This window comes from Pseudomonas sp. LTJR-52 (genome assembly GCF_003691465.1).
Classification (GTDB): domain Bacteria; phylum Pseudomonadota; class Gammaproteobacteria; order Pseudomonadales; family Pseudomonadaceae; genus Chryseomonas; species Chryseomonas luteola.
On record NZ_CP033105.1, the window covers coordinates 2,781,719 to 2,804,879 of the forward strand.

Below are 23,161 nucleotides of genomic sequence, written 5' to 3' on the forward strand. Positions count from 1 at the left end.
GGAGTGAAACCCATGCCAAACCCTTCATGGCTTGTTTTTATTGTGGCGGCTCTTGCCTCCGGTACTGCTACAGCCCAGACGCTCTTGCAGCGTGACCTGGGCGGCTTCGATATGACCCTGGGAACGACCCAGACGCGCACTATGGCCCAGGGGCTCGTCAAGCCTTCTAACGGCGCAGTAAATGGCGGTCTGGATTTCACCCATGACACTGGCTTGTATTTTGGCCAGTGGACGGCGAACAGCGGATCCTCCGCGGATAACCTGTCCATTGAAATGGATACTTATGCGGGCTACAAGCATCGCTTTGCCAGCAGCGGATACGGTTATGAATTCGGCCTGATCAATTACGATCACGTCACGCAGGACGTAGAACCCAGCCGGGAAATCTACTCCGGTATTAGCATCTTCGGCAGCCGCTTTGGCGCGGCGTTCGCCAATGATCCCGACCGTAGCAACACATCTCTTTACGCGGACCTGGGTACTACTCCGATTCTCGGAATGGGCCTTTCCATGCGTTATGGAAATTACATGTTGAACTCGCCGGTGACGCTGGCAAGTGGCGACATGGTTCGCTCGTATAATGATTGGTCGGTAAATCTGACCCGCAAATGGGCTGACACCCAGTTCAACTTCTCTTATACCGGAACCAGTCTTCAGGGACAGGATTGCTCATCCTATTCAGGACACAACGCCTACTGCGATACCGCTTTATTGCTGAAGGCGTCGCACCCTCTGTTTTAAGTCATCCAGCGGTCATAGGACCGCTGGATGCAATAGGTTAAAGACTGGTTTTGAAAACACTACTCAATTGATGGAACTGCTCTGAGAGGCTTTTCAAACGCTGGCTTTCACGCTCAAGCCCTTCCGCTTCTAAAGCATTCTTTTCGGTAACTGTCCGTACAGAGTAGAGGTGCTTACTTACCTCGCCAGTGACTTCAACCTGATGACAGGAGGTAGCTGCTACTTGCGCATTGATATCGTTAATGGCACGGATGTCATCGGAGATCAATTGCAAGGACTGAGCGCTCTTGTGCACATCGCTAGCGCAGCGAACTGCGCGCGCTCGGCTTTCCTGCATGGCTTCTACTGCACTTTTGCTTCCCATCTGCAATGAGCCAATGATGTTTTCGATCTCTGAGGTCGAGGCCGCTGTCTTCTGCGCCAATGCCCTCACCTCATCTGCCACCACCGCAAACCCTCGACCCTGATCTCCAGCCCGGGCCGCCTCGATGGCTGCGTTAAGCGCCAGAAGGTTAGTTTGCTCGGCAATCGCTTTGATGACTTCCAGCACTTTTCCGATCTGTTGAGAGTGAGCGGCCAAAGCGCGCATTTCCTCATCAGTTCCCTCAAGATGCTCAGCCAGAAGGCTGAACTCCTTTTGCATAGCATTCAGATCGATACTGCCTTTATAGGCACGCTTAGTCGCCTGACCGGCTACTTGAGCAGCCTGTTGCGCCTGATCGGCAGCCTCACTAATTGTAGCGCCCATCTGATCAATAGCAGATGAAACCTTAGTAATTTGCTCATACTGTATGCGTGAGCCCTCACGCATGTGAGAAGTGGCTTTAGCCATACCCTCACCTGCAACAGAGAGCCCTTGGCTGTTAGAAACGACACTTCCAACAGTGTGGTCGAGCGAGTCAAGAAATCCATTGAACCGGTCTGTCAGTTCATTTTTCAGTGAAATGCGATAGCTCAGATCGACCGCCTGGCCATGGCGTGTCAGATAGTTTACTGCCAATAACAAGGATTCACTGACAACCGCCTGCTTACGAGTATGAAGCGACAGATAGATAAGAATGGCGCTTTCCAACACTACATAAAACGCATGCAGGAAAATAACGCCCCATGTTTCGCTACGATGGATGACATGCAGATCCCATCCTGACGCTTGGATTGCATAAAATCCAACATGATGAACAGCGATAACGCCTGCCGCTATGAGAATAGGTAACCAGTCACGGTAATACACCAGAAACGCCAACAGTACAAAGACGCCGAAGTGCATTTCTTCCATGCCTTGCAAGAGATGGATCTGCAAGGCAGCAAAACCCATGAATACAACGGCTATGGTACAACGCATCAGGCGTGAGCCGGGTGCAACGCTATAAAGCACTGTAGGCAAAGCAGCCAATGCTCCACCGACAAGCAGGGCCTGCGTAAGACTTCCTTCCCAGTAGGTCAGGCAGAGCGAATAGACGAACATGACCCAAACCACAGCCAACATCAACTTATCGGCCTTGCGGTAGTAGGTAGTTAGGGAATAAACGGATTCGGACACAGGCATGCCCTCTACCAAGAAATAATTGTTTAATAGGTCGACAGAGTCGTGTCGTAGGAGGTATCGACCTGCTGCCTGAATTTATTGAGTAAGCGCCTGATTAAACTTATCTAATCACGACAAATGGCAAAGTAATGAGCACACTATTCATAAACGCTGCTTACGCCTGTCTGTGCCAGGTAGGCGTCACCTCGAATCAGCAGTAGCCGGGCCTTTTGTTCTTCCTCTGGCCCTAAGGCGATCAACGCCTTGAACTTACCGGCCACCCAGGCCGCAATCGGTACGCCATTTCTGAACAGCAGCCGATTCCCCATAACCGCAGGAACCTTGGCTCCAGGTAGCAGTGTACCGGCAAGATTGAGCGGGTCCACGGCGGCAATACGCACATAGCGTTCAGTTGCGGCACGTGTTCGCACGGCGCGTAGTAGCGCAACAGCTTCCGGCAAGGCGAACTGCTCACCGGAAAGACCCGCTATGAAACGCCCACCGCGTATATCTCCACGCGCTTCGAGACGGTGATAGATGCGCAGCAGTTCGCGCCAGGGCGGCAAGGCGTCTGTCTCCCGTGCCAGCAGGTGCCAGCTGATGACGCCATATCGCCTCAGCAACACCCAGGCAATGTGCTCCATGACGTCATCACTCCAGCGTGGGGGTTTGGATACCTGCTGCACGGCTTCTGCTGTAGGCCGCCGAATCAATGCCCAGCGGCCTGCATCGTCCATCCCGCCATACAGAGGCACCCTGCCCCGACGACTCGTGGTACGGCTGCCTCGCTTGGCGGCTGGCAGTAATAACGCCCTTAGTCCGGCAAAGCTGTCTGCATTGACCATCCCTGTATTGACCAACTCGCCCAAGGCATTTTCCAGCTCTGTCCGCAACAAACGGGCTTCGCTCATCAGTTCGTCAAAAAACAGCGCGCCGCGACGGGACAGGACATCCATGACCTTTTGTGCCTTAGGTGAAAGCTCCGGCTCGGCCGAATGAGCAGACAGCGCATTCCAGACAGCCAAGTCGCGTCTGGGCAGTAGCACAACAGGAGAAGCCCGTACAGGTCCGCCAGCAGCCTTGCTCACGAGATCCAGACGCATCCACACCATACGCCCGCTACGACACAGATCATCCAGCCAATGAAAGCCATAATCCGGCAGGCGCGCAGGTAATATCTCACTTTCCCAGCCTGCAGCAGCCACTTGATACCCTTCCAGCTGGGTCAGTACCGCTAACAAGGCTTCGATCCCTCTGGCCTGGGTCTCAGGTGTGACGTGCTGCCAGTCAAACAGGAACTGCATGAAATCCGTACAACTCACCGGCTCGATCTCACGACGTAACCGGTTGACGGTATAGCGGTGAATGCGAGCCAGCAGATGACGCTCACACCATTCCTCTTCAGCAGCGACAGGCGTGAAACGCCCCCGCAAGACATAACCTTCCCGCTCCAGTGCAGCGAGTGCCACCATGAGCTCTGAGGCTGAAAGTCCCATGTGCTGGCTCAGCGTTGTTAACGTCAGCGGACCAAAGCCTGTCAGCCGGGCACGTATGAGCTCTACCAGCGCCTCTTCCCGAGTGCATATCTCATCAAGTTCGACAGGCAGTGAGCCATCAGGATCACGTATCATTCCCGGATAAACCAGTTCCAAAAGGCGTACACGCTCAACCGGGGCCCAAAAGACCTGATGTGGGGTAACGACACGGCATACCCGACCTGCCTTGAGTAACTTGGCCAGAAACGGTTTCCAGCTGTTTTGCGCAGACATCTCTTTTTCAGTCATGCACCCCAGTCCTGTGAGCGCTTCGTGCAGCTCATCGGCATCACGTGCCTGCGGCCAGGCCTGCTCCCGTACTGAGTCAATCGCCTCGGCATCGAGCGCACCCAGGTCATCGCCAGTCGCGGAATCCAACCAACGCCGATTCATCACAGCCAGCGTTCTGCGCTCCTCTAAAGGAGCATCGTCCAGAAAGGCATAGGGACGTGCGGTAAGAATTTCCGCTGCAAGGGGTGACGGTGCAGGCAGATCGCAGACCTTTGTCGCGACCGTACCCGCTTCGATATTCCCGAGCAGCTCCAGCCAGGCGCGGCTATCCATGGATATCTGTAGGCAGTCATGCAGGGTCTGCTTGACCAGCGGATGCTCGGGAACCTCACGCTCGCCAACAATGTTTTCCAGACAAGCCACCTGATCGGGAAAGACGGTTGCCAGCAGATCATCGCTGCGCATCCGCTGGACCTGAGTCGCGACCTTCTGACCTGCCGTGAACCGCGGCAAGGCCAATGCGGTGGTGGCATTCCAGCGCCAGCGAATGCCAAAAAGCGGTGCCTCAAGCAGCGCCTGTATAAGAATGTGCTCCGCACTTGCTGAGTGCAGGTACCGCCACACCTCTTCCAGCGGAAAACTATGGCTCGTAGAGAGCGAAAGGATGAGAGCATCCTCTGTCACCGCCGCTTGCAGCTCCACATTGAAACGGCGGCAGAATCGCTTGCGCAGCGCCAGTCCCCAGGCTCGGTTCACACGGCTTCCATAAATCGAATGGATGACAAGCTGCATGCCGCCTGCCTCATCGAAAAACCGTTCCATTACCAACGTCTGCCGGGTCGGTAACGCACCCAGCATCTGTCGAGCACGTCCCAGATAGTCGACGATCTGCTCAGCCGCCGCCGCTGGAAGCTCTTTTTCCACTTTCAGCCATTCGATGACCGACGCCGTATCGGATAAGCGTAGCTCCAGCTCATGACGCAAGCGCGAAACACCGTGTGAGAGCTCATCTGTTCTCCCAGGTGCTTCGCCGTGCCAAAATGGAATATTGGGCGGCTGACCCTGTGCGTCCTCAACGCGGACACGTCCACTTTCGATCTTGAGAATTCGATAGGACGTATTGCCCAGCTGAAAGATATCGCCAACCAGGCTCTCGACCGCGAAGTCCTCATTGACCGTCCCGATCCCATGCCCCTGCGGCTCCAGCACGACAGAATAATCGCCGGTTTCAGGAATGGTTCCACCGCTCATGACCGCAGTCATCTTGCCACCACGACGACCGCGCAAGAGCCCGTTCACGGCGTCGCGGTGCACATAGGCGGTCCGAACACCTCGCCGATGGCTATAGCCTTCACACAGCATCGTCACTACCGCATTGAAGTCAGTTCGTGACAGTGCCGCATAGGGCTCGGCACATCGGACCAGCGTAAACAAGGCGTCCTCGTCCCATTCATGGCATGCGGTTTCCGCTACGACCTGTTGTGCCAGCACATCCAGCGGCTGCCTAGGAATAACCAACGTATCCATTTCGCCACGTCGGATGCAATCAAGCAGCGCTGCACATTCGATCAGATCATCCCGAGACGTTGGGAACAGTCGCCCTTTCGGAATCCCTTCGACATGGTGACCCGAGCGGCCTACACGCTGAAGAAAAGCGGCAATGGAGCGAGGTGACCCGATCTGGCAGACCAGATCAACCTCACCAATATCGATGCCCAATTCCAGCGATGCGGTGGCTACAAGCACCTTGAGTTCGCCACGCTTGAGGCGCTGTTCGGCGTCGAGGCGCTGCTCCTTGGCCAGACTGCCATGGTGGGCGGCCACTGCCCGACTGCCGAGCCGGTCCGTCAGATGCCTAGCCATGCGCTCGGCCATACGGCGCGTATTGACGAAAATCAGCGTCGTTCGATGGGCCTCAGCCTGCTCAGCCAGACGATCATAAAGCCCTTCCCACGCTTCATTGGACATCACAGGCTGCAGCGGAGCGGGCGGTACTTCAAGAGCAAGATCCCGAACACGATCATGGCCGATATCAACGACCGCACAAGGTCTTTCCTGCCCTACTCTATCGCACCCCACCAGAAAGCGCGCGACGGCGCCGATGGGCTTTTGTGTAGCAGACAATCCAATACGCACCAATGGCCGCTCGCATAAGGCCTCCAGGCGCGCGAGAGAAAGACTCAAATGACTACCCCGCTTTCCGTCGGCGATGGCATGGATCTCATCCACAATGACGCTGCGCACCGTCCGTAGCAGTACGCGTCCAGAATCTGAGCCCAGCAGTACATAAAGCGACTCTGGCGTCGTCACTAGGATGTGTGGCGGCCGTTTACGCATGGCATTACGCTCGCGCTGCGGTGTATCGCCTGTTCTGACGGCTGTTCGGATCGCTACAGGCGGCAAACCACACCGTTCAAGCTCAGCCGTGATATCTGCGAGCGGCTTTTCCAGATTGATTCGAATATCGTTCGATAACGCCTTGAGCGGTGAAACGTAAACAACCCAGGTCTCATCCGGCAAGGCACCGTTGTATTCAACACCCAGGCGTACCAGTTCATCGATTGCCGCCATGAAGGCTGTCAGGGTCTTGCCAGAGCCGGTAGGGGCTGCGACCAGCGTCGACTGTCCTGCCCTAATGGCAGGCCAGGCATGCTGCTGGACTTCGGTTGGATAAGCGAAGGTACGTGAGAACCAGGACTGCACGGCAGGATGAAAACCTGCCAGAGCCTCTTGGGTGGAAGCGGGACGTAAAGGATAAGTCATGACTCCACTATGGGAGCGACTTCGATGACAGACAAGACGGTATAAACGAAGCCGGACGAGTGGATTTCTCCACCTCGCCCGGCTTCGTGGCAGACGATTGCATCACGCTTACTAACTCAACTGTCTACCATCGACAGTGGTCGCGCGACTGACTCGAGTGACTTGCGTTCAGCTGCCGCGCCCCAGATCGACTGCACTATCCCTGCCGCAATCATGAGGCTGGCGCCAATGGCGTAGCCATAGAAGACGTTGACTCGGCTACCACTCTCAATCAGCTGACCAAACAGGGTTGGGCCAATAATTCCACCCAGCCCTGTACCAAAGGCGTAGAACACTGCAATCGCCAAGGCGCGGATTTCCAGCGGGAACGTTTCGGCAACGGTCAGATAAGCCGAGCTGGCTGCGGCTGAGGCAAAGAAGAAGATTACCATCCAGGCAATTGTCTGAGTCGTTGCATCCAGCATACCCTGCTGGAACATATAGCCCGTGATGATGAGCAGGACACCCGAAATAGCGTAGGTAGAGCTGATCATAATCCGGCGGCCAACCACGTCGAACAGTCGCCCCAGGAGCAGTGGACCACAGAAATTACCGAGCGCAAATGGCAGTACATACCAGCCGACATTCTCTGAGGGTACATCGTAGAAATCTGTCAGTACCAACGCATAGGTAAAGAAGATTGCGTTGTAGAAAAAGGCCTGAGCTGTCAGTAGGGTCATGCCTACCAATGCGCGTTGGCGATGCACGACAAACAAGCTCTGGAAGACCTCCTTGAGTGGCGTATGGTCCCGACCGCGCATGCGCAAATGGAATTTGGGATCGACCGGCTCAAGCTTGTAGCCTTCGGCTTCGAAGCGTTTTTCGATGTTATCGACAATGCGCTTGGCCTCTTCCGGCTCATTATGAATCATGAGCCAGCGCGGGCTTTCGGGTATCCACATGCGCATGAATAGAATGATCAACCCGAGCGCCGCCCCAATGCCAAAGCACATTCTCCACCCCAGGTCGCCTGGAAGCAGTTCGGGGTCTAGAAATACAATGGAGCCCATGGCACCCAGGGCTGCACCCACCCAGAACGAGCCATTGATCGTCAGGTCAACCCAGCCGCGATAACGCGCTGGCGTAAATTCCTGAATGGTGGAATTGATGGCCGTGTACTCGCCTCCAATGCCTGCGCCTGTCAGGAAGCGGAACAGCAGAAAGCTCCACAGGTTCCAGGAAAACGCCGTCAGAAACGTTGCACCTACATAGAGAAACAGTGTGATGAAAAAGAGCTTGCGACGCCCTAGCCGGTCCGTCAGCCAGCCAAAAAATAACGCACCCAAAACTGCACCGGCGATGTAAACGCCACCTGCCAATCCAACATCAGCATTGGTCAACTGAAGCGCGGGACTCGCCTTCAAGGCGCCCGCTACCGAACCCGCCAATGTTACTTCAAGACCATCGAGAATCCAGGTAATACCCAAGGCCATGACCAACAAGGTATGAAAGCGCCCCCAGGGCAGCCGGTCGAGCCGGGCCGGAAGATTGGTTTCGTAAATGTGCTCGTGCAGTTTTTTGCCAGAAGGGGAATCCGTCTCTTGGACAGCGGAAACATCTGAGGCCGCCATATTTCTTGTCCTCACTATTTTTATAAAGGGGCCGCACAGCGATGCGACTGGCACTTTTGTACAGCTCGTCTACAAATTGAGAGCTAGGTCATACAAAAGTAGTTCAGCGAGGCGCTACGCAACTCGTCGAGAAACAGCGAGTCCGAGAAAAGCTTTTTTAAAAAAAGAACTATTGCGCTATCGGGATAGAGAAAATAACTAATGAAAACAATGATTCGCGGCACCTCTGCGGCTTTTTTAGCCTGCATCTTTCCGCTCACAGGGCAGGCATTCGAATTTGATGGGTACGGACGTGTTGGTATAGGGGGTGCTGATGCAGGCGGTAAGCAGTCCTGCTTTCAGCTTCCGGGGGCACCTGCCAAATACCGCTTGGGTAACGAGTGCGAGACCTATTGGGAGCTAGAGGGTCACCAGGAACTGTACAAGGGCGCTGACGGGACGCTCTGGAAACTGCACGGCATGGCAAGCCTTTACAATGTCTATGACCAGTCGCCCACGTTTAGCGGCGACAATGGCAATGTCCGCTTGCCGCAAATCTGGACCAGTCTGGCGTTGCCCGAACTGAACGGCGGTGGCCTCTGGTTCGGTCGCCGCTACTACAAGCGTCACGATATTCACATCAATGACTTCTATTACTGGAACCCAAGCGGCACAGGCGCGGGTATCGAGGACTATGGCCTGGGTGACACAGGACTACGCCTGAGCTATGCCTTCTCCCGAGAAGACAATATCGAACAGAAGCACAAGGCCAACCGACACGACATCAACCTGGGCGGCATCAAGGCCAACAAGGACGCCGAGATTGAAATTGGCCTGAGCTACATTCAGAAAGCCGGACATGTTGAAGACTCGCACAGCGGTTGGTCCATCTCGGCCGAACATAAGCAGGTGAATTTCTTTGGCGGCGAAAACCGGTTTACGGTTCAATATGGCGAAGGTCCCGGCATCGGGCTTGGCCAGACCGGTAACGTACAAGCCGACAAGGATGTAAAGAGCATAAGGGTCCTTGAATCGCCCCGCTGGCAGATTACCCCGCGTTTTGGCGGAATGCTGCTGGCATTGGTACAGCGTGACCGCGCGCCTAACAACGCTGGCCAGACCTGGTATTCCTTTGGTGTCCGTCCGTCCTATGCATTCAGCGAGCATTTCAAGCTGTTGGTAGAAGCAGGCCATGATCAGATCGACCCTGAAGAAGGCGGCACACGCAAATTGACCAAGTTCACCGTGGCTCCCACCCTTGCGTTAGGCGGGATGGGCCTGATGGATCGTCCCGAAATCCGATTCTATTGGACTTATGCGCAGTGGAACCGCGCCGCTCAGCTAAGCGCAGCGCAAGACACCGCGCTGTCTGATTCAGGGGCATTCGGCTCTCAGCGTCACGGCTCAAACTTCGGCGTGCAGCTGGAAACCTGGTGGTAAAGCGGTAGCGTTATAGCCGTATCCTGGCATTAGCCCCGATACGGCTATAAGCCTTCTACCATCCAGAAACAATCGATCTTAGCCGCCCATATTCTAGAAAGAACTTTAAGTTTCTCTCCGGGTCCGTTCTACGAAGCCCACCTCCGGCATCTGTCGGAACGACCTGGAGATAATGCCATGAGCCATCTCGCCCGCGAGATGAACACTGTGGATGCCTTCGCTCTCGACACCCCTGGCTGCCTCATCGAACGCTTTAAACGGGTTCGATCCGCTACTGAAAAGCTTTGTGCTCCCCTTCAGACCGAAGACTACCTGATACAAAGCATGCCAGACGTCAGTCCGCCCAAATGGCATCTGGCCCACGTGACCTGGTTTTTCGAAGCGTTCATTCTCAAGCCCTTCCTGCCGGGCTACAAGACACTGGATCCCGCCTACGACTACCTGTTCAACTCCTATTACGAAACCCATGGCACTCCATTCCCACGAGCCAAGCGCGGACTGATCTCCCGTCCAACCGTTGCAGAGATCTATGGCTTTCGCCAATGGGTCGATCAGGCCATGCTCGAACTGCTGAACCACTTGCCGGAACAGCATGCTGAAGAAATCGCCCGTCGCACAGAACTCGGGCTCCACCATGAGCAGCAACATCAGGAGCTGCTGCTCATGGACATCAAGCATATCCTGGCCCAGAACCCTCTCCATCCGGTGTATCGGCACGACCTCAAGCCAGCCACACACGCTGATCCCACTCCGCTGACATGGCATTCATACCCGGCTGGCGTACGCCACATAGGCCATAGCGGCGACGGTTTTGCCTTTGATTGCGAGACACCACGCCACCGCGTCTTTGTCGATGAGTTTCAGCTGGCGAGTCGCCTGGTCACCAATGGTGAGTACATGGCCTTTATCGAAGATCAGGGCTATAGCTGCAGTGATCTCTGGCTGTCCGATGGCTTCAGCCAGGTGCGGCAGGCTGGCTGGCAAGCACCCCTCTACTGGGAGAACGTAGACGGCCGCTGGTACGCCATAGGCTTGGGCGGCCTACAACCTATCGATGAACAGGCACCCGTCTGTCACCTGAGCTTTTACGAGGCGGATGCATACGCCAGTTGGGCCGGCGCCCGCCTGCCAACCGAAGCCGAATGGGAAGTGGCCGCCGCCGGTCTTTCGCGTACAGGCAACTTTGTCGAGCAGGACCATCTCTCGCCTGTGGCCTGTAGGACTCACACACCCGATCAACCCTGCCAGCTATTTGGGGACGTTTGGGAATGGACCGGCAGTGCCTATCGCCCCTACCCCGGCTTCAAGCCGCTGGATGGCAGTCTGGGCGAGTACAACGGCAAATTCATGTCCGGGCAGATGGTCTTGCGGGGCGGCTGTTGCGCTACCCCTACCGATCATATTCGCGCGACCTACCGTAACTTCTTCTACCCAGCCATGCGTTGGCAATTCGCCGGCCTTCGCCTTGCCAAGGAGATCTGATCATGGCTCTAGCGGTTCGCTTCTACGATCAACAACCGGACGTCGCCAGCGACTCCCTACGTGAAGATGTCCTGAATGGTTTGGCAGCCGAACCCAAGGCCATTCCGCCCAAGTACTTCTATGATCAGCGCGGCTCCGAACTGTTCGAAGCCATTACCGGTACACCAGAGTACTACCCGACTCGTACTGAAGAGCGCATCCTGACCGAGGCGGCTGGCGATATCGCTGCTATTGCAGGCTCCGGCATGACGCTCATGGAACTGGGCAGTGGTGCCAGCCGCAAGATTCGGCTCCTGCTGGAAGCCATGCGTCCTCAAAGCTACCTGGGTGTGGACATTTCCCGAGACTTTCTTCTTTACAGCACGCACCGTCTGGCTGCCGATTATCCCTGGCTGGATGTGAGTGCGCTGTGCACGGATTTCACACAGCCGATGGAGCTTCCACAAACGCTGGGAAAAGCGCCTGTACTGGCCTTCTTTCCCGGTTCGAGCATCGGCAACTTCACACCAACTCAGGCACGTGCCTTTCTGCGCAACCTCCATCGACTGCTGCCACTGGGCAGCGGGCTGTTGATCGGTGTGGATCTGGTCAAGAGCAAGGCCCGCCTGGAGGCGGCCTATAATGATGCTGAGGGTATTACCGCGGCGTTCAACCTCAATCTGCTGGAGCGTATCCGTCGCGAGATGGATACCGACCTTGATCCTTCGCGCTTCAGCCACTACGCCTTTTATAATGAACAGCAGTCTCGCATTGAAATGCATCTGGTCAGCCGCCGCGCCCAGACGATTCGTGTCGAAGACCAGCGTTTCATGTTTCGTCAGGGCGAAACGCTGCACACCGAAAACTCTTATAAATACAGTTTGAAAGGATTTGAAACCTTGACCCGGGAAGCTGGCTTTTCCCCAATAGCCGTATGGAAAGATCCCGCGGCCCTCTTTAGCGTGCACTATCTGGGACGATAGCGCTCAAGCAGCGGTCAGCCGCGTCGTTAAGAGCTGACCGTTAGGGTACTCATGATGCCGATGCGCCACTCTGGCGCAGATGCCAAGGCTAAGCTATTCCTATAGTTGTACTAAACCGTTGCGATTACCAACTGTTTAGTAGAAATGAGCTGTAGAGCGCTCATGCGAAAGTATGGGTGTGTTATTTAGCAGACATGTCTGCAGGATTTAGCTTATGAGTAACGGCGCTGCCCTTCCGCCTAATGAAACAGAGCGCTTGGCTGCTTTACGCAGTTCAAACTTGCTGGACAGCCCAGCTGACCCCGCATTTGACCACATAGCCGAAATTGCTACCGAACTCTTCGACGTGCCTATTGCCATCGTTTCGCTGGTGGATGAGCATCGACAATGGTTCAAGTCTATCCGCGGACTCGACGCGCAGGAAACGCCTCGGGATATCTCATTTTGCTCTCATGCCATCCTGGATGAAAACATCATGCAGGTGCGTGATGCCCAGACCGACCCACGGTTCAAGGATAACCCGCTAGTGACCGGCAACCCTGGCATACGCTTCTATGCCGGCATCCCGTTACGGACCCACGAAGGCCTGGCCTTAGGCACCTTATGCCTGATAGATACCAACCCACGGTCTGAGCTCAGTGGTGCCCAGGTACGACTCCTTAGTAAATTGCGCGATATGCTGATGGAGCGCATCGAGACGCTGCGTTCACTCAGCTACGTAGATCCTATTACCCAGCTGCCTAACCGCAGCCGTCTGCTGGAAGATGCCGAATCGATGCTGCGCAGCTCCGAAGAGCTGCTGGCCGTCTCCATGGATGTGTTCGACCCGTTCTATCTCAATGGCCTGCTCAATGCGCTGGGCCAGGACCACTACGAAGGACTGCTCCAGTCCATCAAGGAGCGACTGCTTTCCCTGTTGCCCTCGGGAATAAGGCTGTACTCCATCGGTACGGCCCGCTTTGCATTTCTGATTCACGGCATGACCGATCTGCAAGACAAGGAAGTGCTTGATTGCATCGAGCGCGGCATGACAGGGCTTATCGACTACAACGGCATCCCGATTGAAACCCGTCCCGGTCTTGGGATTCTCAAGCTCAAGCCCGGCGACACCCGTGATTGGCTGAGGGCGCTCATCTCGACGGCCGATATAGCCCGCGAACGTAGAATGGGGAGCCGTTATTACGACTCCGCTCACGACCTTGCCCAGCAACGGGCCTTTGCCCTGTTGAGCAGCCTGCCGGTCGCCCTGCACAGCGAAGGTCAGCTCTCCCTGTTTTATCAGCCTCGCGTAGACCTCAAGTCGGGTACCTGCCGCTGCGTGGAAGCCCTGTTGCGCTGGGCTCATCCCAAGCTGGGCGCCATTGGGCCTACCGAATTCATAGCACTGGCTGAGAAAACGGCCCTGATTCGCTCCATCAGTTACTGGGTCATCGATGCTGTCTTGAGCCAGTATGCGCTTTGGAAAGCAGACGGCCATTGTTTCAATGTGTCGATCAATATTTCATCCCACGACCTGGACGATCCAGACTTTGCCGAACGTGTAGCGGAGAAGATGGCCAAACATGGCGTACCGCCCTCCTGCGTGGAGTTCGAGGTGACGGAAAACTCGCTCATGTGCAATTTTGAGAATGCTCGAACCCAGTTGGACGCACTCAGGCACCTGGGGTCATCCATCTCGATCGATGATTTTGGAACGGGATACAACAATCTGATCTATCTCCGCCAGATACCGACGGATTACATCAAGATCGATCAGAGCTTCATTCGCTGCCTACCGGGCGATGATAAGGACGCGCTGATCGTTCGTACCATGGTGGAGCTCGCGCATGGATTGGGATACGAAGTCACCGCGGAAGGCGTGGAAACGCCGGAAATCCTAGATAGTGTACTGGCGCTAGGCTGTGACGAAGGCCAGGGTTACCATATCGCCAAACCTATGGGCGCGCTTGAGCTTGAGCACTGGCTCAGGCGCCCCGTAACACCTCAACCCTCCGGCCAGGGCGGCTCGCCTTTCTCACCGTCTTACGCAACGAACTAGCTCTGATACGAAATTGGCCCTGTAATCAACAGGGCCAATTCGTTTATTCCGCGTCCGTCTTCTTACGCCGTAGAGGCGCCATGCCATCCTGGCTGACCACCTTGGAAGCGCTGGGGCGCTTGGGCCGTGGCGATGTCTTGGCTTTCGTCACTGGCTTCTTGGTGTCGGTCTTTTTCTTCTTGGTGCTGGCAGCCTTGCCAGACGCCTTGAGCTTCTTCGGCCCTTGATAGGTGCCTTTAAGCGGTTGCACCACGCGCCGCTCGAAACGCAGTTTCAGGTAGCGTTCGATGCTGGACATCAGGTTCCAGTCGGTATGGCAAATCAGCGAAATCGCCGTACCCGCCTCGCCGGCACGTCCGGTACGGCCAATACGGTGGACATACTCATCCCCGCTGCGCGGCATATCAAAGTTAATGACCAGATCCATGCCTTCCACATCCAGGCCACGGGCCGCTACATCCGTAGCAACCAGCACGGACACGGCGCCCTGCTTCAAGCGCTCCATCGCCAGCTTGCGGTCTTTCTGGTCCTTTTCGCCATGCAGAACGAAAACCTTGATGTTGCTGGCGGTCAACACGCCACCCAGGCGGTCGGCCTGTACACGGGTATTGGTAAAGACAATGGCCTTGCGATAGGTCTCGTGGGCCAGCAACCATTGCAGCAGGCGCTCCTTGTGAGCCACGTCATCGGCAGTGATGATCTGCTGGGTGACCGCCTCGTTGAGTTCCCCGGTGCGATCAAGCATGAGCACTTCCGGCTCACGCAGGACATGTTCTATGACAGTACGCAGGGAGCTACCGCCGCTGGTAGCCGAGAACAGCAACGTTTGTCGAGACTCTGAAGTGCACGCGTCGGCCAGTTTAAGCACATCTTCGGAAAAGCCCATGTCAAGCATCCGGTCGGCTTCGTCCAGGACGAGAAAATCGACATCGTCCAACTCAAGGCTACCGCCATTCAAATGCTCAATCAGCCGTCCGGGCGTTCCGATAAGAATCTCGGGATTCTTGCGCATCGCCGCGGCCTGCTCCTTGAATCCCTCACCTCCGGTAATGAGTCCGGCCTTTAGAAACGTGAACTGGGCAAACCGCTCGACTTCCTTGAGCGTCTGCTGGGCCAGCTCGCGGGTAGGCAACAATATCAACACCCGAGCACCCACCTGGGGTTTGGGCTCGGACAACAGACGATGCAGAATCGGCAGGACAAAGGCAGCCGTCTTGCCACTGCCGGTACGGGCAGTCACACGCAGGTCTCGCCCATCCAGTGCCGGGCCGATGGCGGCCTCCTGAACCGGCGTGGGCTTTTTGAATTTCAGCGTGTCCAGTGCCTTGAGCAGACGCTCGTGCAGGTCGAAATCGGAAAACAAGGACGCATACCTCAAAGAAAATCGTAGTTCTGCTGTATAGCCTACCGGTTACGCAACAAAATCGCTGCCTTATTTAGCGCAACGGATGTTTCAGCTTCCCAATGGGTAGCTCATCGACGTGGCAGTAGACGGCTTGTAGATCAGCTGCCAGCTGACGTGCACGTCCAAGACGAACCGGAGCACGCTCGGTATCGATGACAAGGACAGACGCATCAAGACGAGGCAATGAGGTCCAGGCGCGTACCCGGCCATCGGTCATCACAACGACACTTACCGGCTCATTGCCGAGACGACATTGGTGTTGCTTTAGCCACTCATGTGCGTGCTTCAGGGATTCAAGCAAGGGAGTACCGCCCCCTGCACCCAGGTCTGCAAGCCAACCCGGAACCTGCTGACTGGCTCGACGAGCCTGGGCAAGCCAGTGCGGCTGTACACCTGTTGCCCCTAGCACCGCTACGCTTGCCCGCGCGCGGTAAGCCTGCTCGAGAAAACCCAGCAATACGCCCTTGGCTTGAACCAGGGCGCCATGACGTCGCATGGACGCCGAGGCATCGACAATGAACAACCAATGCTCTCGTGGCGACTGAGAGCGAGGCTGGCGTATCAGGTCAGCCTCACGTCGAGGAAGCCCCCTCAGTAAGGTGGGTACCCAGGCAACTGCCCCTGCCTCACCTGTGCGAGAAGCACCGTGCCGACCGCTACTGGCCTTCCCCGGTAAAGGTCGAGCATCCGCCACTTGGGTTACACGCGGGCGAATGCTCAGCGCTTTTTTGGCCAACCCTCACCTGAGCGTTTTTCGCCAATCGCCGTCGCCTGAGGCGGTAGCTCACCCCATTGCCCTTCACTCTTCGAATGGCTTGAAGAGGGTTCGGAGACGGGACGATCAGAAGATGGCGGTGGCGGTAACTCCGAAGGGGGTTGCTGTCGTCGGCGATGACGCAACGCGAACTCTTCCACCGCATCGATATCATCTTCAGTAATCTTTTCGTTACCGCGCCAAGCCGCATGGGCGCGTGCTGCCCTTAGCCATACCAGGTCCGCACGCATGCCATCCACTGCCGCTGCAAAACAGCGCTCGGCAATACGCGACAGCGACAGATCATCCAGTGCGACCCCTGCCAACCGGCTACGTGCAGCCTGGCAACGCTCGACAAGGTCCGCCTGGCTTCCGGCCCAACTGGCAATAAAACTGGGCGGATCAAGGTCGAACGCCAGACGGCGGCGCATGATCTCGGCTCGCTCTGCTGGCGCAGGATGGGCATTCAGCGCCACATTGAAACCAAACCGATCCAGTAATTGAGGACGTAACTCCCCCTCCTCGGGGTTCATGGTGCCAATCAGTACAAAGCGCGCCGGATGCCGATGGGAAATCCCGTCGCGCTCCACGGTGTTTACACCACTGGCGGCTACGTCCAACAACAGGTCAACCAGATGATCCGGCAGCAGATTGACCTCATCCACATACAACACTCCGCCATCCGCCTTGGCCAACACGCCAGGTGAAAATGCAGCGCGCTTTTCACCTAGGGCGGCGTTCAGGTCGAGTGTGCCGGTAATACGCTCTTCGCTGGCTCCCAATGGCAAGGTCACGAATGAACCACCCGGCATCAGGGCGGCTACGCCGCGAGCCAGGGTGGATTTCGCCATACCGCGCGGGCCTTCGATCAATACCCCACCGATACCCGGATCAATGGCATTGAGGCAAAGCGCCAACTTCAAGGAGTCAGCTCCTACAATGGCAGCCAAAGGAAATTGCGGAGTATCAGTCATAGAGGGCTCATTAATGGGCTGGTATTATGAGGAAACATCTACTTAGCTTTCCTCGCTGTCCATCAGAATGTTTTCCAGCGCTTCCCGATAATGCCCCGGCTCCTGCCAGAGCCCGCGTTGTTGGGCCTCCAGCAATCGCTCGGTCATTTCTCGCAAGGCATCAGGATTGTGTTGCTGGATGAATTCGCGGGTGGCCGGATCGAGCACATAGGCATCGGCCAACAGCGCATACTGGTGGTCATCGATCAACGCTGTCGTGGCGTCGAAGGCAAACAGATAGTCCACCGTGGCCGCAAGCTCAAAAGCACCTTTGTATCCATGCCGCTTCACGCCATCGATCCATTTGGGATTAGCAGCCCGGGAACGAATGACTCGGTTGAGCTCTTCCTTGAGTGTACGGATACGAGGCGACTCCGGCTGACTGTGGTCGCCGTGATAAGACGCTACTGCCTCGCCCTGCAATGTCTCTGCGGCGGCCAGCATGCCACCCTGGAATTGATAGTAGTCGTCCGAATCCAGCAGGTCGTGCTCACGGTTATCCTGGTTATGCAAGACAGCCTGTAAATGGCCGAGCCGCTCGACGAAGCGCTCCCGTGCAGGCGTGCCTGGGTCATCTGCGCCATAGGCGTAGCCGCCCCAATTAAGGTATACCTCCGCCAGATCGTCGCGAGATTGCCACTGACGCTCATCGATCGGGCCTTGCAGACCCGCCCCATAGGCGCCGGGCTTGGAACCAAATACCCGCCAGCCAGCTTGGCGCCGCGCCTCGTCAGTCGCCAACCCCTTCGCTTCGAGGACACGCTGCTCATCACGGACCCGGGCGGCCAATGGATTCATATCGTCCGGCTCGTCCAGCGCTGCCACCGCCTGCACCGCAGCATCAAATAGCCTAATCAGGTTGGCGAAGGCATCACGGAAAAAACCCGAAACCCGCAACGTGACGTCTACACGCGGCCGGTCCAGGATTGTCAAAGGCAGGATCTCGAAATCACTGACACGCTGGCTACCCGCCTGCCAGACGGGGCGCACGCCCAGCAATGCCATGGCCTGGGCGATATCGTCGCCACCTGTTCGCATGGTAGCGGTTCCCCAAACGGACAGCCCCAGCTGCCGCAGGTAATCGCCATGATCCTGCAAATGACGCTCCAGCAAGAGGCTGGCTGATTGCCAACCGATTCGCCATGCCGTTTGGGTTGGCAGATTACGAACGTCTACCGAATAGAAGTTGCGGCCCGTAGGCAACACATCCAGACGGCCTCGACTAGGTGCTCCGCTGGCGCCTGCCGGGACGAACCGTCCTGCCAATGCACTGATGATTCCTGCGATTTCCGCCGGACCGCAGGCGTCAAGAAGCGGTGCTATATGGCTTTTGAGCTGGGCCAGCACCTGCCCCGCATAGGGCCACTGCGCCTCATTCAACTCACCGCCCAGTGCCTGCTCAATCAGTCGACCGGCCAGTAATTCCAGGCGTTCACGCGTGTCACCGGCGATACGCCAAGGCTCCGTACTGACTGCCTGTAACGCTTCAGGGTACGGCCCAGGCCAGGGCTCTCCCAACGCAGCATCAAGGGGATCAATATTCAGGTCCAGGTCTTTAGCCAATGCCTGAAGCAGGCTGGCATTACCGCCCTGGCCGTTACCGCGGGGAATACGAACCAACGCCAGCAAGGTATCAAGCCGCAGGCGCTCCTGCGGAGACTCACCAAAGATATGGAGCCCGTCGCGGATTTGCGATTCCTTCAGCTCGCACAGGTAGGCGTCTACCTTGGGTAACCAGTCTTCGGGCGCTTCGGTATCCGAGAGTTTCAGCTCCTGGTCCAGACTGGAGCGGCGTAACAGCTTCGCGATATCGCCTTGCAGCTCGCGGGCGCGACGCGGATCAAGCAGTTGCGCTTCATAGAACTCATCGGCAAGCCGCTCAAGATCGCGCAAAGGTCCATAGCTCTCGGCGCGCGTCAGCGGAGGCATCAGATGATCGATGATAACCGCCTGGGTACGACGCTTGGCCTGCGCCCCTTCGCCCGGATCATTGACAATGAAAGGATAAATATTGGGCGTTGGGCCAAGCACGGCATCTGGCCAACAGGTTTCAGACAGACCAACACCCTTCCCTGGAAGCCACTCAAGGTTGCCATGCTTGCCGACATGCACCAGCGCATGGGCGCGATAGACGTGCCTCAGCCAAAAATAGAACGCCAGATACCCATGCGGCGGTACAAGGTCCGGATCGTGGTAAACCGCACTGGGATCAAGGTGATAGCCCCGCGCCGGCTGGATACCTACAAACGTCAGTCCGAACCGCAGCCCGGCAACCATCATGCGGCCGCGGCGAAACATGGGGTCCTGCTCGGGATCGCCCCAGCGTTCCCGCACTGCGTCCTGATTCATTTGCGGCAATTCGGCGAAAAAGCGCAGGTAGTCCTCCATCCCCAGGCTTTGATGGCATGGCCGTAGATCCAGGCTTCCCAGATCATTCGTCACGCCGCCTAGTAGAGAATGGACCAGGGCCGTTCCGCTCTCGGGCAGGCCTTCGACCGGATACCCTTCGGTCTCCAGCGCTTTGAGAATATTGAGTGCAGCGGCAGGCGTATCCAGCCCTACACCATTACCAATCCGGCCGTCCCGGGTCGGGTAATTGGCCAGGATCAAGGCGGTACGCTTTTCACCATTTGGCAATCGAGCCAACATGATCCAGCGCCGAGCCAGTTCAGCCACAAATGCCATTCGCTCGCAGACCGGCTGGTAACAGACCACATCGCTCTGGCTGCGCTCATCTCGCCAGGCCAGACCTTTAAAACTGACGGGGCGAGTGATGATCCGCCCATCCAGTTCCGGTAAGGCAATGTGCATCGCCAGATCGCGTGGACCAAGCCCTTGGGCGTTCTCCCGCCATCCCGGCTCGTTATCCTGGGCACAAATAGCCTGCAATACCGGCACATCGCGACGGAACGGGCGAAGATGAGGAGAATCCGGATTGGACTGGGCAAAACCTGTCGTATTGATGATCAGCTCGGTCTCTGTCGCCTCCAGCAGTGCCTCGACCTCAGCAAGGCACTCCGGCTCCTTGAGACTGGCTACGGCAACAGGTAACGGATTGATCCCTTGGGCTATCAACGCTTCGCAGAACGTATCGATGAACCCTGTATTGGCCGCTTGTAGATGACTGCGGTAGAACAACAGGGCCGCTACCGGCCCATCCTCCTGCCAACGCCGCTGCCACGAGCCCAGCGCCTTTTCTTTATCACGCTCTGGCGCATACACCGCAACACGCGGTAGCGGCTGAGGCTCGACCCACATCGTCTCACGTCCAAACCATCGCTGGCCGATGAAGCGATACAGCATGCGGGCATTATCCATGCCGCCTTGTCGCAGGTACTGCCAGATCCGCTCGGCATCCTCAACGGAAGAGTTACCCAACGCCATTAGCTCAGGATCGGGTTTGTCATCTCCGGGTACAAGAATCAGCCTGGCACCTTGTGCGGCCAGCTGGGCCAACTGATCTACACCGTAGCGCCAGTACGCCGCGCCGCCCAGCAACGAGACAATGATGACCTTGGCATGCTGAAGCACCTCATCGGTATACAGATCGACCGAGGCGTGATTCATCAGCTGCATGGGGTTGGCCAAGCGCAGGCTTGGAAAGTCCTCAGGCAGCCCGCGCGCCGCTTCGGCCAGCAGCGCTAGATGAGAATCGGCACTGCACAGGATCACCAGGTCACCCGGGGTCTGTGCAAGATGGGCGATTCCGTCGTCGGGAGTAAAGCCGCCGGGCTGAGTCCTGAGGAGATGCATCGTATTAAGCCAGTACGCTGCGGAGTTCAGCGCTGATGGCAGCCTGATCCAGATCCTGGCCAATCACGACCAGACGTGTCTGCCGAACCTCATCCGCCTTCCAGGCACGATCGAAGTGCTTGTCGAAGCGGGTACCTACCCCTTGCACCAGCAGGCGCATCGGCTTGGCCTTGATGGCGACGAAGCCCTTTATACGCAGGATGCCGTGGCGCTGCACCAGCCCGGTCAATGCGTCCAGCAAGACACTCTCCTCTACCTCTGGCAGATCGACCGCAAACGAGTCGAATTCGTCATGATCATGCTCCTCATGAGGCTCATGGTCGTGATGCGTCTTTCGCGCGTCGATATGCAGCTCGGCCTCGGCATTCAGCCCCAGCAGGACAGACAACGGCAGCTGCCCATTGCTCGCTTCGATGATTTTCACGGACGCTGGCAATTCGCTCTCGATCTGGCTACGGACGGGCGCCAGGGCCATTTGCGGCATCTGGTCTACCTTGTTCAGGATGACCAGATCGGCACTTGCCAGTTGATCCTCGAACAGCTCATGCAGTGGGGACTCATGATCCAGATTCGGGTCCAGCTGACGCTGGGCATCGACCTTTTCGGGATAGGCCGCAAACGTACCCAGGGCAACCGCCGGGCTATCCACCACGGTGACAACGGCATCCACGGTGCACGCATTACGGATTTCCGGCCACTGGAAGGCTTGCACGAGTGGCTTGGGCAGCGCCAGACCAGACGTCTCGATCAGGATGTGGTCGATATCGGCACGTCGGGCCACCAGGTCGCGCATCACCGGAAAGAACTCTTCCTGCACGGTACAGCACAGACAGCCGTTAGCCAGCTCGAATACCCGGCCTGCGGCTTCTTCTTCGGTACATCCGATGCTGCACTGCTTCAGGATTTCACCGTCGATACCCAGCTCACCGAATTCATTCACAATGACGGCGATGCGCCGCCCTTGGGCATTTTCCAGAATATGGCGCAGCAATGTGGTTTTGCCGGCGCCGAGAAAGCCGGTAATGATTGTGACAGGAATCTTGGCCAAGGTTTTCATGAGCTGCCTTATGAAAAAGGGACAGGCAGGCATGACGAAGACGCGCTCATACGCAGTCCAGACGCCACACCGGATCACCCCGCCCGGTTGTCGGAAAGAATACGGCTCACACGTGCAGCCGCATTCTGAAATGTGTTCAAGGCAGGTCTCCTGGCTCACGGCAACGCTTCTCGCCTTCCCGCCCAAGAGCAGTGGCTTCCTGAAAAGCATCGATTAAACAACCGTTTACAGTTGCGGGGGCAGCTGCGGTCTCGCACCGCATTCCCTCTTAGCTTTGGTCATGTGCCAAAGCACCCTGAAGGCGCAAAGGCTACGAGCGACACTCTGGAGTGTCAATCGATGAAGTTGACGCTTCGCCCGTGTTCGTGGTCTGCTTGCGCCTGATTTCAGGTGTCGCCACGCGGTTCGTGGCGGTGAAACGGGAAGCCGGTTCAAGTCCGGCACTGCCCCCGCAACGGTACGTGAGTGTAGATCGATATCCACTGTGCTCGGCTGTAGAGTATGGGAAGGCCGATCTTGCAGGCGTTGGAGCCCCTTGCTCCACCCCTTCACAAGTCCGGAGACCGGCCTGATTGACGATTGAGCAACCCGCGGTGGGCGGGCGCAGCTGAATGGCGTGGCGCGCAAGCGACCGCGCTTTCGTGCGTTCCCTCATCCTCGCCACACTCCTAGGAGGGAATCCATGAATAGCCAATCCCTGTCTCATGTGCCTACGGCATCCGGCACCCTGACTCAACGCCTGACTGCCGCCGCCCTGGCGTGCGTGTTGGGAGCAGGCCTAGTCTTTCTAGCCGGCTTCTCACACATCGACGCCATTCATAATGGCGCTCATGACACCCGTCATAGTGAAGGCTTCCCCTGCCATTGAGGCTG

The 23,161-nt window shown here is 56.9% G+C and carries 14 protein-coding genes and 2 riboswitches; of the genes, 6 read left to right on the forward strand and 8 right to left on the reverse strand.

The genetic code is table 11. The annotated features are described in order from the left end of the window. The first annotated feature begins 12 nt into the window (after positions 1-12). Positions 13-741 (forward strand): TorF family putative porin, encoded by a 729-nt coding sequence (locus tag EAW52_RS13075; protein ID WP_074825426.1) that lies wholly within the window; start codon positions 13-15, stop codon positions 739-741. A 37-nt stretch (positions 742-778) separates the two neighbouring features. Here EAW52_RS13075 and EAW52_RS13080 read toward each other — a convergent pair whose 3' ends face one another. The 3 genes from EAW52_RS13080 to EAW52_RS13090 form a co-directional block, all read right to left on the reverse strand. Next, positions 779-2,287 carry a methyl-accepting chemotaxis protein gene (locus tag EAW52_RS13080; protein WP_122042725.1) on the reverse strand — a complete coding sequence of 503 codons (1,509 nt, stop codon included), beginning with the start codon at positions 2,285-2,287 and terminating at the stop codon, positions 779-781. Positions 2,288-2,424: 137 nt separating this feature from the next. Continuing rightward, positions 2,425-6,795, reverse strand: coding sequence for a DNA glycosylase AlkZ-like family protein (locus tag EAW52_RS13085; RefSeq protein WP_122042726.1), 4,371 nt, complete (start codon positions 6,793-6,795; stop codon positions 2,425-2,427). Positions 6,796-6,911: 116 nt separating this feature from the next. Then, positions 6,912-8,405, reverse strand: coding sequence for an MFS transporter (locus EAW52_RS13090; protein WP_232235371.1), 1,494 nt, complete (start codon positions 8,403-8,405; stop codon positions 6,912-6,914). A 201-nt stretch (positions 8,406-8,606) separates the two neighbouring features. Between EAW52_RS13090 and EAW52_RS13095 the strand changes: the two genes are divergently transcribed. The 4 genes from EAW52_RS13095 (at position 8,607) to EAW52_RS13110 (ending at position 14,306) form a co-directional block, all read left to right on the forward strand. Next, on the forward strand, positions 8,607-9,824 hold the full coding sequence (locus tag EAW52_RS13095) for a carbohydrate porin (RefSeq protein WP_026003839.1): 1,218 nt from the start codon (positions 8,607-8,609) through the stop codon (positions 9,822-9,824). Positions 9,825-10,022: 198 nt separating this feature from the next. Further along, on the forward strand, positions 10,023-11,306 hold the full coding sequence (gene egtB, locus EAW52_RS13100; RefSeq protein ID WP_372238920.1) for an ergothioneine biosynthesis protein EgtB: 1,284 nt from the start codon (positions 10,023-10,025) through the stop codon (positions 11,304-11,306). A gap of 2 nt (positions 11,307-11,308) precedes the next feature. Next, complete coding sequence (egtD, locus tag EAW52_RS13105) at positions 11,309-12,268, forward strand: L-histidine N(alpha)-methyltransferase (protein ID WP_122042728.1); 960 nt, start codon at positions 11,309-11,311, stop codon at positions 12,266-12,268. Between the two features lie 214 nt (positions 12,269-12,482). Next, positions 12,483-14,306: a sensor domain-containing phosphodiesterase gene (locus EAW52_RS13110; RefSeq protein WP_122042729.1), complete on the forward strand. Its 1,824-nt coding sequence runs from the start codon at positions 12,483-12,485 to the stop codon at positions 14,304-14,306. A gap of 43 nt (positions 14,307-14,349) precedes the next feature. On the opposite strand, the gene EAW52_RS13115 is transcribed toward EAW52_RS13110, so the two are convergent. The 5 genes from EAW52_RS13115 to cobW form a co-directional block, all read right to left on the reverse strand. Then, positions 14,350-15,669: a DEAD/DEAH box helicase gene (locus tag EAW52_RS13115; RefSeq protein WP_019365046.1), complete on the reverse strand. Its 1,320-nt coding sequence runs from the start codon at positions 15,667-15,669 to the stop codon at positions 14,350-14,352. 73 nt (positions 15,670-15,742) lie between these two features. After that, positions 15,743-16,447 carry a VWA domain-containing protein gene (locus EAW52_RS13120; protein WP_122042730.1) on the reverse strand — a complete coding sequence of 235 codons (705 nt, stop codon included), beginning with the start codon at positions 16,445-16,447 and terminating at the stop codon, positions 15,743-15,745. After that, complete coding sequence (locus tag EAW52_RS13125; RefSeq protein ID WP_122042731.1) at positions 16,429-17,439, reverse strand: ATP-binding protein; 1,011 nt, start codon at positions 17,437-17,439, stop codon at positions 16,429-16,431. The genes EAW52_RS13120 and EAW52_RS13125 overlap by 19 nt, the downstream gene beginning before the upstream one ends. 42 nt (positions 17,440-17,481) lie before the next feature. Further along, complete coding sequence (cobN, locus tag EAW52_RS13130) at positions 17,482-21,231, reverse strand: cobaltochelatase subunit CobN (RefSeq protein WP_122042732.1); 3,750 nt, start codon at positions 21,229-21,231, stop codon at positions 17,482-17,484. Positions 21,232-21,235: 4 nt separating this feature from the next. After that, positions 21,236-22,288 (reverse strand): cobalamin biosynthesis protein CobW, encoded by a 1,053-nt coding sequence (gene cobW / locus EAW52_RS13135; RefSeq protein ID WP_122042733.1) that lies wholly within the window; start codon positions 22,286-22,288, stop codon positions 21,236-21,238. A gap of 122 nt (positions 22,289-22,410) precedes the next feature. Continuing rightward, positions 22,411-22,601: riboswitch (cobalamin riboswitch) on the reverse strand. Between the two features lie 58 nt (positions 22,602-22,659). Beyond that, positions 22,660-22,875: riboswitch (cobalamin riboswitch) on the forward strand. Positions 22,876-22,970: 95 nt separating this feature from the next. On the opposite strand from cobW, the gene EAW52_RS13140 reads away from it, so the two are divergent. Next, positions 22,971-23,156: a CbtB-domain containing protein gene (locus tag EAW52_RS13140; protein WP_010798051.1), complete on the forward strand. Its 186-nt coding sequence runs from the start codon at positions 22,971-22,973 to the stop codon at positions 23,154-23,156. The last annotated feature ends 5 nt before the right edge of the window (positions 23,157-23,161 follow it).